Below are 12,380 nucleotides of genomic sequence, written 5' to 3' on the forward strand. Positions count from 1 at the left end.
ATTTACTGCACATGTTCCAGGTGGAAGACCTGCCCTTCGAACGTCAGGACTTCGACCGAGTTCTTCTTCCAGCATGTGGATGGCAGGCCTGCCTTCCGGCACGTTTGGTCAAGGAACGTTGTGCTGTCCCAGCTCCAGTCTGTAGCCACCTGAGGGAGCAGGAGCCCGCTTGTGCCCATACCCTTCACAATCAACCCGTGTTTTCCAACGATGACTGCGGCCGGACGGTCAGCCGGTGCGCAGGTCAGCGGTTCCGGAACGGTGAGAACTGTAACCTCCAGTTCCATGTCGGAGAGCTCGGGTGCGGACACCTGCAGGAACCGGGGATCCTCGAGTGCTGCTGCAACTGCGGCCTGCTGTATCGCGTCACTGAGAGTCAGGTACGGATAGGGAAAGCCGATGCAACCCCTCAGTTCGCCGTGTTTTGTCAATGTCACAAAGACCCCCCGTTTCTTGGAAAAGACCGGTGTCAGCTCAAATGAAGATTCTTTTCTCCCTGCTACAGCATGCACGAGCGCCCCTCGGGCAATCCGTGTCGCGAGCCTTCCCTCCTCTTCAGTCAGAAGTTCCATCAGTTGATCCCCGCTCTTTAAAAAGACTGTGTCTGTTCAGACAATTAAAGTGCCGGATAATCCACAACAATCCGCTCAAACCAGCGCTGCCCTTATCTTATCAAGCCGCGAATAATATGAACGAGAGGGAGAGCGCAGCCAACGGTGGCGTTCACTCGCTACTGAGGAAAGTCCCCCCACCCGCCGAGCACGCAGCCGTACCCAAGTACGGGTGGCGAGAGTCACGGCAATGGCACAGAAACGATACGGCCTGCCCTGAGCAATGATGCGGCCGAGCCTTAAAATCAGGCGAAGGAGCGCATTCATGCGCAAGTAATCCGCTGAGCGCTGAAGGGCAGGATACGGTGAAACGGCGAACCCCTGCGGGTGCAAGTCAGAACAGGGCAGACGGATTGCTCGGCGTCCGCCCGGGTATGACGCATAGCTGAATGCTGCGATGAACAGAAGGAGGCTTACTCCTCCCACTCACTTCTTATATACAATAGTCTGCCGCATTCTGTTTTTAGTATAAATTTTTAGCACAATATTGATATTTCAACAACGCTTCCCTGAGAATTGTACCATGTGCGGCCGTTACTCGCTCATTGCTATCGATGATCTTGGTACCCGTTTTCGCATTACCGACCCGTCATTTGGCTTCCGCTCGCACTTCAATATTACTCCGGGCAGCATGGTGCCGGTGATTGCCCGGCGCGAACGCACCGAAGCGGTGTTGATGGAATGGGGGCTTATCCCGCACTGGGTTAAGGAACGAAACAAGGCAAAACCGCTTATCAATGCACGGGCAGAAACGCTAAATGAAAAACCGTCTTTTAAAAACCTGCTCTCACAGAACCGGTGCCTCGTCCCGGCGTCCGGTTTTTATGAATGGAAAAAAGACGGGGCAAGAAAAACACCGTTTTACATCCGTCTGCGGGACAGCACGCTCTTTGCATTCGCCGGTCTGTATGATATGTGGGTCACCCCGGCCGGTGAAGGGTTTGCAAGCTATACAATCATTACTACAGAGCCAAACGGTCTGATAGCGCCAGTCCATAACCGGATGCCGGTAATTCTCAATCGTGAGAATGAGTCCCGATGGCTCTCAAACGGACCCTTAAGTGCATCAGACCTTGCAACAATCCTCACACCGTACCCGCCCGGTGAGATGGAGATGTATCCTGTCGCACCTTTCGTAAACAATCCTAAGGCTGATGATGAGCGGTTGATCGAGCGGGTGAGAGGATTGTAAAGGATTTTTTTAGTACCACGAGTATACAGGAAACAATCCCTGCCTCAGTTTTTTTTATTTTCCTGCTTATAACCCCTCCTGACGGGATGTCAGATGGTCCTTCTCTTTTTAAAAGGGATTTGAACCTACAGGAAGCCATGCCATTTCACGTTTGAATCTGTTTTTGATATCCGCAAGCGATGGAGAAGGTTGTATCTGTTCCCCGTTGTCCAGATACATTTCAACAAGGCCTTTTTGTTTCGGCCTCACGTGAGTCTGATGATCTGCATCCTGCTATGGAGATTTCTTTCTGACTCTTGCCGGTTATTGAAAATTGGTTGGGGCGGCAGGATGATTCCTCTGTTTTTTGGATATGCAGACAATCCACTGGAAATCGTAACGGAACCTTAAAAAAAAGGAGCGGAAACTGAAAAAAATAGAGATCAGTAAGATATATTACTTTTCAGAAAGGTCTATTCACTATGTCTGAAATCAGGTTATCCATCAGGAAGCGTGCGTTTCCAAGCCGGGGCCGGGTGCGTCTCAATGTCGCACACCTGCCTGTCCTGGGAATACTTGAAGGGGATCACGTTGATCTCATCAATGAAGACAACAATAAAACCATTACAACCACCGTTATCGCCGATACGATGGTACAGGAAGGGCAGATCCGTGTGAGTGATGAGGATCTTAAGGCGCTTGGTCTCAAAGAAGGCGGAGGAGTACTTGTAAGAAAGACCCAACCCCTTGAAGAAAAGATCAAAAAGGCAGCAGCAGATGCCGGCAAATCGTTCTCAAAGGGTGTGAGTAAACTTGATAACACGGTCAAAAAAACCGCAGGTGAGGTAAAGACCGGGGCGGCAAAAGCTGCCGACACTGTTAAAAAGGAGACCAGAAAAGCGTCCGATAAAGTCGGAAGTGTTGCAGTAAAAGCCGTAAAAGGTGTGAAAAAAACCGTCAATAAGGCAACAGGATCCGATGACCTGTAACAAAGCAGGTTTTTGCACAAAAAAAGGGATGAAAAATTCAGTGATGTGGAGAAAACAATGGCACAGGAAGCAGTAATCACCGACACAGTCCTCATGGGAATCCTCGTCATTCTCGGTATGGTGATTTTATATCTCATTATCCGCGAGATACGGATCATGAAGACATCCAACCGCAAAATTGAACTGGAACTGGAGAAAGACAAACTCAAACTCCTCCAGCAGCATGAAGCATCAAAGGGTTTCTCGTTTACCCGGTTCTCCGCAGACCAGACAGCGGCAATCAGACAGGTGGAAGACGAGAACGCTAACCTTGATACGAATATCTCTGCAAAGGAAAAACTCCTTGAAACCCGGTTAACACGGCTTGAAAATCTTGTAAAAGACAGAAAACTGGATAACCTCCTCAATAATGTAGGGGAACAGGAAAAGAAGGTGAAGTAAACGATGTACCCGGTTATCAACCAGAACCAGTACCAGAAAATTACAGGGGATGCGTTCTGGGATCAGTACTCACACATTTCCGGGATTATCGAATCCCGAATCCCGACGTTCGATAAATCGCTTGACGCATATTTCGACCAGAACTTTGCCGCCATAATCGAGGAATGGGATCTTGTGACCGATAGCGATCTCCTCCGGCTTGAAAACCGGCTTGCACGCGTGAGCAGCGAGATCAGCAGCCTCTCTGCAGGAAGAATAACTGTCGAAGCGCGGGCAAAAAAGCTTAATGACCTGATCTCAACACTGGAGAAATCGCAATGATTGGCGTGAACACGTACCTCAATGCCTATGTGGATCGCCGGATGAAATATATCGTTGATGAATGGGACCTCTCCACACGGGGTGACCTCTCTGATTTCACGAACCGGCTCGATGCAATGGAACAGGAGATTCCCCGGCTGAAAGCCTTTGAGCATGCAGCATCGGACAAACTGACTGAGCTTGAGACCCGTGCCAGAAAACTCAAAATGGTGATCTGATATGGACCTGCTGGAATTTTTCATTCTCATCGCCATCCTTTGTATCGCTATATTTCTGGTGTATTATTATTTCAGGGGTGCAAAAGGTGATATCTCGCTTGCCCGTCCGGTTGAGAGCCGGATTGATGAATATCTTGATCGCAGGTTCCAGAGCATGGTCGAAGAATGGCAGCTGGTCTCCCACCCAAAACTACAGAAGTTCAAGGAACAGCGGTACAAGGAGATTGAACTGGATGAAGCGCGTCTTGCGGAATTAAAGAACTACGAGTCCGGGATGCAGACCACGCTGGCATCGCTGGAGGCACGACTTGACACTGTGGAAAAAGAACTGGCCCGGAAAGGAAATATTAAAAAATAAGGATTCCCCGGATCGCTTCCGTGAGCTGAGAAAAGAGATAACTGTTTTGCGCAAGCAGGGGGAACCGCCTGTTAAGGATCCCCACAGCTTCGCGCAGTACATGTGCGATCTCTGCACTACCCCGCACCCGGTCTCCGGGCTCCGCCAGTGCGTCCTCTGCGGGCGCTGGGCATGCGATAAATGCTGGAAGGATGAGTATTACACCTGCAAGTCCTGTTCCGGGCTCCTGAAAATCCACACGATGAAGGATAGTGACTGACAAATCCTCACCTGTTTTTTCCCTATAGTCCCTGGTGAACCAGCGTTATATCTTTTTTGAAACAATTCCAAATTTTTTCTGCTGTGCTCAATACAGGATCAACGCGGAAACCTGAAAAAATGCCAATATAGATGAGGCCGGGGTTATATGAAACGGGCATAATTCCTGATCCAACAATGTTAGATTTGAATAAACGCGAATGATTTTACACTACGATAAAAAATACTATCGTTTATTGCTCCATATACCAAGAATATTAAATCTTATATCTGTCTGGTGAAACCGTTGACTACCGGCACAATGAAAACAAAAATCCCCGGTGACAGTCCCTTCACGCAGGTTCTCAGGGATGAATTATCGGCTGTGCAAAAGAACCGAGCTGACCTGATGGCCCCGCAAGGTCACCTTGGAATACACCTTTTCACCCTTCTTGTATGTGTTCTTGTAAACGTAATCTTTTTTCTGGTACGAACCGATTATTTCGGGCTTTTTATTGCGGCCAGCTTCTACCTCAACATGTACTATTTTATCACCCTGATAATTCCGACAAACTTCAGGAAGACCACCCTCCCGGCAGCAGACCTCTCACGTTTCCATGCATGGCTTAAAGAGATCGGCATAAAATCAGGTACATCGCAGTTTACCCGGTTATTCATAAACTCTCTTTTCATCAACAGCCGGGCTTTGTCGCTCGGGATCGGGCTGATCTTTTCCATCGATATCGCGTTTACTCTGATTCATTATTTTCAGGGATTACCGCTGCGTACAACGCTCATTGTCATCACCCAGTGTGCCATCATCGTCATCTTCTACCTGCTGGTCTGGAAGATGGAACCTTTCTCTGTTACGTATGTGAAAAAAGTAGAGAGTGTGAGAAGCAGTCTTCACAGGCAGAAACTGCCGCCCCGGCTGGTTACTGCCATGTTCATGTTCGGCTTCCTGATCGCTATATTCCTGTTTCTGACTACCATGATCTTTCTTCCGGGGGTAACCCTGAACGCTTTTTTGAACCAGTCACAGCTCAGTGAACTCGGGCACCTCTTCAGCCTTCTTGCAGTCCTTGCGATCAGCCAGTATTTCATCATCAGGTACATCCACGGCATCACAAGCAGGGCAATGGCAGAAAGGCTCTTTGACTTCAAGGAAAATTCCTTAAAAGAACTTTTTCAGGTAGAGAATGCATCCCGGTCCGGGAGTCTGGAACCTGATGATAATCCCGTCGACACAAGTACACTCCTGCTGGAATCAAAGATCTTCATTGTCAAGCGGAATTCTCTTGGAGGAGCATTCCCGGTCTTTATCGTTGACCTTGACTTCTCGGTAATGATGGATAGTACAACCCTGACCGCTATCAGGGGATATATCGTTGAGGGAAAACACGAACCGGATGGAAAACCCAATGAGTAAGCTTTTTTAATAACACACTGTTGACTGTGTGTAAAAATTAAAAAATCCACATTGAATCCAGTGTTTGGATAATTATGCATAAAAATTCCCGCTAAAAAATTTTAATCCATCAGATTCTTTTTAAATTTGTTTTGCTCTAAAATACGTCGCGGCAAACCGCATCTTCGTAATACCATTCCCAAATCCTGAGCAAAAATAAAGTATCCTGACAGCGTTTCATGTCTTATACGTAAGATTGTTTCCGAAAATGACGTGGATAAGTAGTCATTAGTGTGACCCGGATCGAAGAGAAAAGAATCATGATAAACACACCGTTTTTCGGGTAACAGGTAAGATGGAGAAACAATGGCAACCACCCATACCCCGATAAAAAGAATTTCCGATATTAAACCCGGCGATCATCTCTGTTGTATCTATTCAACCGAGGAAGAGCACCGGGCCGTTATTACGCAATTCCTTCGTGCGGGACTGGAACAGAACGAAAAGGTCTTTTATATTGTGGATGTTCGAACCAGAGATGTGGTAATCAACTATTTAAAAATTGACGGTGTCGATGTCGATTATTACCTGAACAAAGGACAATTCACCATCCTTACGATTGCTGATGCTTACATGAAGGACGGGGTTTTCGATCCCGACAGGATGATCGCGCTTCTCGCATCTGAAACCCGGAAAGCACTTGATCAAGGGTTTAGTGCTCTCAGGGTCACCGGTGAGATGTCGTGGGCACTCCGGAGCTTACCCGGCTCCGAACGGTTGATTGAGTACGAGAACAAACTCAACACATTTATCCCGGGCAGCAGGTGCCTTGCCATCTGCCAGTATGACAGGCGCCGGTTCGATGCCGGGATCCTGCTGGATATTTTCCTGACGCACCCGTTTGCGTTTATCGGTGCAGATCTCTATGATAATTTTTACTATACTCCTCCTGAGGATATCCTGAAACCTGACCGGCAGAAGACGACCCTGAACCGCTGGATCAAAAATATCAAGGATCATAATGCAACAGAGGAGGCGTTGCGTGACAGTGAGGAGAAATTCCGAACCCTCTTTGAAAATATGCTGGAGGGGTTTGCCTACTGTCGTATGCTCTATGATAAAGAAGGCCGCCCGGCAGATTTTGTCTATCTCAACGTTAATCCTGCTTTTGGACGGATTTCCGGGACAAAAATGGTCACAGGCAAACCTGTCACCGAAGTATTCCCCGGGATCAAAGAAGCATACCCGTCCCTGTTTGAGATCTATGGCAGGGTTGCATTGACAGGTAAACCCGAAACATTTGATCTTGATTTCAAACCTTCTGGCAAATGGTTGCATATCTCAGTATATTCCCCGGCAAAAGAGTATTTTGTTGCAGTTTTTGAAGATATTACCAAACGAAAACAGGCAGAAATGGAGCTGGAATCTGCACAGCAGAAACTGAAAGAGGCGCATCGCCTTGCACACATCGGGATATGGGACTGGCTTATAGAAAATGATACAGTGACCTGGTCCGAAGAATTGTATAATATTGCCGGAAGGGACCTCTCATTACCTGCGCCAACTTATGCAGAGCACCCGCATGTCTACACTCCCACCAGCTGGGATCGTCTCAGCAGTGCGGTCACGAGAGCACTCACTTCCGGTGAACCGTACAACCTTGAACTGGAACTCATTCGCCCGGATGGCAGCAAACGATGGGTGAATGCCTTCGGTGGCGTGACACGCAATCCTGATGGAAAAATCATCGGGCTTCATGGCACTGTTCAGGACATTACCGAACGAAAATACGTAGAGGAATCACTCAAAGAGAGTGAATTAAAGTTCCGTATGATCGTGGACTGGACTTATGACTGGGAGTACTGGGTCGACCCGGACCGGAAATTTGTCTACATATCACCATCGGTTGAGCGTATCACCGGTTATCGCGCAGAAGAGTTCATGGCAGACCCGGATCTCATCGACCGGATTGTGCATCCGGATGACCGCAAGTCATGGGATGCACATGTCCGGATCTATTTTGCGACTATCAATTCTGGTCCGGCTGAGATCGAGTTCCGGATAATCCACAAGGACGGTTCGGAGCGCTGGATCAGCCATCGCTGCCGTTCTATCTGTTTTGATGACGGCAACTGCATTGGCAGGAGAGTATCCAACCGTGATTTCACTGATTATAAGTTGATGGAGGCAGAGATCCGCTCCCTCAATGCAGCCCTCGAACAAAGGGTTGAACAACGTACTGCCCAGTTGAATGCATCCCTTGAAGACAAGATCGTGCTGCTCCGGGAAGTCCACCACCGGGTCAAGAACAACCTTCAGATCATCATCTCGCTCTTAAATCTCCAGTCACGGTATATTGAGGACGAGAAGACACTGCAAGTAATAAAGGAAAGCCAGAACCGTGTCCGGGCGATGGCCCTTGTCCATGAAAAACTGTACCAGTCCACGGATATTGCAGAGATTGACCTTGACAATTATATCCGGTTTCTGGGAGACAGCCTGTTCAGGTTCTATGGTATGACCGGAACCGGGATCAATTTCATCACCCGGATTCAGGACATCAATGTCGGCATCAACACCGCGATCCCTCTCGGCCTAATTGTCAATGAACTGGTGTCAAACTCCTTAAAACACGCTTTTCCCGACAAGAGGAGAGGGGAGATCTCTATAACTATCCGGCGGGAGAATGACCTGCTTCACCTTGTGTACAAGGACAATGGAGTTGGCATCCCACCGGATTTTGATTGGCGCACTGCCAAATCCCTGGGCTTGCGGCTTATTATCTCGCTTGTTGAACAGCTGCAGGGCACAATTGAACTTGACCGGACTGAAGGGACAAAATTTACAATTATCGTGAAGGAGAAGGAGTAGTCGGTAACCGATGGTTGTTGTATCTGATGAGAAGGATCCCGCACAAACCAATCCGGTGAGAGGTATAGTTCCAAGGAGACCTCTCTTTACCTCACTGACCATGATCTTTGGCAGCGGTGCTGCCCTTATTGGTATGCTTGGGATTTTCGGTTTGATTTCAGGAATCTCCCTGTTATCCAGTTTTTTCCCGGGTTACAAATCTATTGCCTTCTCCGCCTGTATTATCTGGATCATCTTTGGATTTGTGCTGGCAATCCACGCGGAGATACATTTGCGGGGCAGCGTGCGGACATGTGTGGCGGCCATTATTGCCCTTATAGCAATCCTTTCAGCACTTGAATTCCCCCTCAATATTTTAGGAAAACATTTCATAGTCGAGATATGGGCTGTCCGGATCGCAGATGCAATTTCTGCCCAGTCAACGTCATATATCTCCCCGGTTGCTGTAGCACTTCTAATTCCCGCCGCAATTGCGTTGTTCTTTTTGCTGTACGCATATGGTCCGTCAAAAGAGGAGAAACGGGCCCGTGATATTGTAGGAATCCTGGGGCTAACCATCTCTCTTGTGAGCTTTATTTATGTCCTGAGTTATCTTTACCATGTCCCGTTCCTGTATGATACCCCCCTCATCCCAATTTCTTTCCCATCTACAATCGCCACGCTGTGCATCGGGGCAGGGCTCGTTACCGGTGCCGGTCCACGGGCAATCCCTCTTAAGCATTTCACCGGACCGACAACACGCGCCCGGCTCCTCCGCTTCTTTCTCCCGCTTACTCTGGTCATTGTTCTTGTCCAGACATTCCTGATGGTTACAGTTACCTCATATTTCGATATCAATAACGCAATCCTGCTCTCCGCGAGTGTGGTTGTTTTCTCTATTGTTACAATGTTTGTGGTCGCGAGAGTATCAGGAGGTGTAAGTTATGCAATTGACCGTGCGGAGCGGGAATTGCAAGACTCAAATGTATTTCTCAGCAGCCTTATCGACCAGAGCCCGACACCCACATGGATCTCCGATGAAAAGGGAACTCTTATCCGTATTAACAAGGCATGTTGCGAGTTACTGAATATCACCGAGGATGATGTGGTCGGGAAATATAACATACTCAGCGACAATATCGTAAAGGAACAAGGTTTCTTGCCGCTTGTACTGGAGATCTTTGACAAAGGACAGATCGCCCGGTTCCGGATCTCATATGATACCCGGATGCTCAAAACGCTTCAACTGGACAATCGGGCATCAGTAATCCTCGATGTAACGATATTTCCTATAAAAGATACACGGGGGAAGATCACTAATGCAGTTATCCAACATCTGAACGTCACCGATCGCGTGCGAGCTGAAAAAGCGCTGCGGGAGAGCGAAGATCTGTTCCGCCTCAGTTTTGAACTTGCAAGCATCGGAAAGTCATTGACCTCACCTGACGGGATGTTAAAAAAAGTCAATCGAGCATTTTGCGACATGCTGGGTTATTCGGAGAGTGAACTGCAGGCCAAGGGATTTGCCGAAATTACCTACCCGGATGACCTTGATGAGAGTATCGAGTGTGTCCGCAGCCTCCTTGCCGACGAGCGCCAGACCTACCGGATGGATAAGCGATACATACGGAAAGATGGCACCCTTATCTGGACTGATGTCAGCACGATGCTGCTGAAGGATAGTTTGGGTAAACCACTTAATTTTGTGACGGATATTGTAAATATCACCGAACGCAAACGGGCAGAAGAAGCACTCCGCGAGACCAACGCATACCTCCGGAACCTGCTGGATTATGCCAATGCCCCTATCATTGTATGGGATCCGCAGTTCCGGATAACCCGGTTCAACCATGCTTTCGAACGTCTGACCGGCAGGACCGAATCGGAAGTTATCGGCCAGCACCTCCAAATTCTCTTCCCTGATGTCAGCAGAAACACCTCACTTGACCAGATAAAAAAGACCCTTGCAGGCGAGCGGTGGGAAGTCGTTGAAATACCGATCCTCCATGTTTCCAGTGAGACCCGGACCGTGCTCTGGAACTCGGCAAACATTATCGATCTTGATGGAAAAATTATTTCGACCATCGCTCAGGGAACCGATATCACCGAGCGCAAGCGGGCAGAAGATGCCCTGCGGGAGAGTGAGACCTCCTACCGGGTGCTTGCCGGGAATTTACCGGGTATCGTGTACCGCATCCTCCTGCGGGAAGATAACCGGATGATATTTTTCAATGATCAGCTCCTAGAATTATCAGGATATTTTCCTGAGGAGCTGACAAAGGGGAATATCTGTTCCATCGAACCCTACATTCATCCGGATGATCTCCCCCGGGTTCTTGCAGCGATCAATAAGGCTTTGGATGAAACTGCTGTTTTTATTGTCGAATACCGGTTCCGGCACCGTGACGGGGGTTGGCGGTACTTCGTCGAACGGGGACGGGTAGTTACCGATCAGGATGCGGTCCCGCTGTATATTGATGGGGTGATCCATGATATCAGCGAGAGCAAAGAAGCCCAAGCCCAGCGCGAACTTCTCATCAAAGAGCTCGAGCAGAAGAACGCCGAACTGGAACGCTTCACCTATACCGTTTCGCATGACCTCAAAAGCCCGCTTATCACAATCAAAGGGTTTGCAGGGCTTATTGAGAATGATGCCCTGAAAGGTGACCCGCTCCAGTTAAAAAAAGATATCCATCGTATCAACGCTGCTGCTGACACCATGCAGGAACTCCTTTCCGACATCCTCGAACTTGCACGGGTTGGAAGAGTCATAGCACCACCGGAAAAAATCCCGTTTGGCACCATCGTTCATGAAGCGGTGGACCTCCTTGCCGGGCCGCTTGCCGAACGGGGTGTTTCAGTTGAAATCGCCCCCGATCTTCCTGTTGTGAATGTCGACCATGCCCGCATAAGAGAGGTCATGGTCAACCTCATTGAAAACGCTGTCAAGTTCTCCGGTGACCGGCCTGACCCGGTCATCAGGATTGGTGTTGACACAACAGGGGATACTCCAGTCTTTTTTGTCAGGGACAACGGTATCGGGATCGATCCCCGGTTTCTTGAACGGATCTTCAATTTGTTTGAGAGGCTTGATCCCTCTATGAAGGGTACGGGGATCGGCCTGACCATCGTACGCCGGATCATCGAAGTGAATGGGGGAAAGATCTGGGCGGAATCGGAAGGATTGGGTAAGGGAACCACCATCCGGTTCACGCTACCGGTGGTCGTATAAGGAATTACAGTAATACATAAACATTAAGACAGAAGAGAATTATCAGTGATATTCATATGGTGACACTGAAAGGAGAGCCTCTCGTCATCCTGCTTGTTGAAGACAATGAAGCCCACGCCGAACTGGTCATGCGGAGCATGCGGGATCAGCGGGTGGCAAACATCATATATCATGTCCTTGATGGGCAGCAGGCGCTCGACTTCCTCCTCCACAAAGGAGATTATGCAAACACCGAAAAGAAGAGCCCTCGCCCGAACCTTGTCCTCCTTGACCTCCGCCTTCCCAAGGTTGACGGGCTTGAAGTCTTAAAAACAATCAAGGAATCACCTGATTTAAAACGGATCCCGGTCGTTGTTCTCACAAGCTCGGATGCCGAAACTGATATCGCCCGCTCGTATGATTACCATGCAAACAGTTACGTTGTCAAACCGCTCGAATTCAAGACGTTCACCAAACTTATGGAAGATCTCGGGTTTTACTGGCTGGGCTGGAACGCCCCGCCAATCAGCTAAAAATGTATGGCAGGCACTATAAAAAAAAGGAT

12 protein-coding genes and 1 other RNA gene are annotated in these 12,380 nt (G+C 48.6%); 12 read left to right on the top strand and 1 reads right to left on the bottom strand.

Translation table 11 applies throughout. The annotated features are described in order from the left end of the window. Positions 1–2: 2 nt before the first annotated feature. The gene (locus OS112_05480; protein WAC06083.1) at positions 3–572 is read right to left on the bottom strand and encodes a TIGR00296 family protein; all 570 of its coding nucleotides are present in this window, start codon (positions 570–572) and stop codon (positions 3–5) included. 122 nt (positions 573–694) lie between these two features. On the opposite strand from OS112_05480, the gene rnpB reads away from it, so the two are divergent. The 12 genes from rnpB to OS112_05540 all read left to right on the top strand — a co-directional run bounded on the left by rnpB (position 695) and on the right by OS112_05540 (position 12,348). Beyond that, positions 695–1,039: RNase P RNA component (gene rnpB / locus OS112_05485), an RNA gene on the top strand. Positions 1,040–1,134: 95 nt separating this feature from the next. Further along, positions 1,135–1,803 carry an SOS response-associated peptidase gene (locus tag OS112_05490; protein WAC06084.1) on the top strand — a complete coding sequence of 223 codons (669 nt, stop codon included), beginning with the start codon at positions 1,135–1,137 and terminating at the stop codon, positions 1,801–1,803. Positions 1,804–2,264: 461 nt separating this feature from the next. After that, entirely contained in the window at positions 2,265–2,771 is a 507-nt protein-coding gene (locus OS112_05495; protein ID WAC06085.1) for a hypothetical protein, read from the top strand. Positions 2,772–2,828: 57 nt separating this feature from the next. Further along, a complete protein-coding gene (locus OS112_05500) occupies positions 2,829–3,212 on the top strand; it encodes a hypothetical protein (GenBank protein WAC06086.1) in 384 nt (127 codons plus the stop codon). Positions 3,213–3,215: 3 nt separating this feature from the next. Continuing rightward, the gene (locus tag OS112_05505) at positions 3,216–3,533 is read left to right on the top strand and encodes a hypothetical protein (GenBank protein ID WAC06087.1); all 318 of its coding nucleotides are present in this window, start codon (positions 3,216–3,218) and stop codon (positions 3,531–3,533) included. After that, complete coding sequence (locus tag OS112_05510) at positions 3,530–3,751, top strand: hypothetical protein (protein ID WAC06088.1); 222 nt, start codon at positions 3,530–3,532, stop codon at positions 3,749–3,751. Before OS112_05505 ends, OS112_05510 begins: the two co-directional genes overlap by 4 nt. A gap of 1 nt (position 3,752) precedes the next feature. After that, positions 3,753–4,109 carry a hypothetical protein gene (locus OS112_05515; GenBank protein ID WAC06089.1) on the top strand — a complete coding sequence of 119 codons (357 nt, stop codon included), beginning with the start codon at positions 3,753–3,755 and terminating at the stop codon, positions 4,107–4,109. A 46-nt stretch (positions 4,110–4,155) separates the two neighbouring features. Next, on the top strand, positions 4,156–4,368 hold the full coding sequence (locus OS112_05520) for a hypothetical protein (GenBank protein WAC06090.1): 213 nt from the start codon (positions 4,156–4,158) through the stop codon (positions 4,366–4,368). A 276-nt stretch (positions 4,369–4,644) separates the two neighbouring features. Then, a complete protein-coding gene (locus OS112_05525) occupies positions 4,645–5,775 on the top strand; it encodes a hypothetical protein (protein ID WAC06091.1) in 1,131 nt (376 codons plus the stop codon). 345 nt (positions 5,776–6,120) lie between these two features. After that, on the top strand, positions 6,121–8,625 hold the full coding sequence (locus OS112_05530) for an MEDS domain-containing protein (GenBank protein ID WAC06092.1): 2,505 nt from the start codon (positions 6,121–6,123) through the stop codon (positions 8,623–8,625). 10 nt (positions 8,626–8,635) lie between these two features. Further along, complete coding sequence (locus OS112_05535; protein ID WAC06093.1) at positions 8,636–11,836, top strand: PAS domain S-box protein; 3,201 nt, start codon at positions 8,636–8,638, stop codon at positions 11,834–11,836. A 56-nt stretch (positions 11,837–11,892) separates the two neighbouring features. After that, positions 11,893–12,348 carry a response regulator gene (locus OS112_05540; protein WAC06094.1) on the top strand — a complete coding sequence of 152 codons (456 nt, stop codon included), beginning with the start codon at positions 11,893–11,895 and terminating at the stop codon, positions 12,346–12,348. Positions 12,349–12,380 lie beyond the last annotated feature (32 nt).

Source organism: Methanoregula sp., from assembly GCA_026625165.1.
Lineage (GTDB): Archaea > Halobacteriota > Methanomicrobia > Methanomicrobiales > Methanospirillaceae > MVRE01.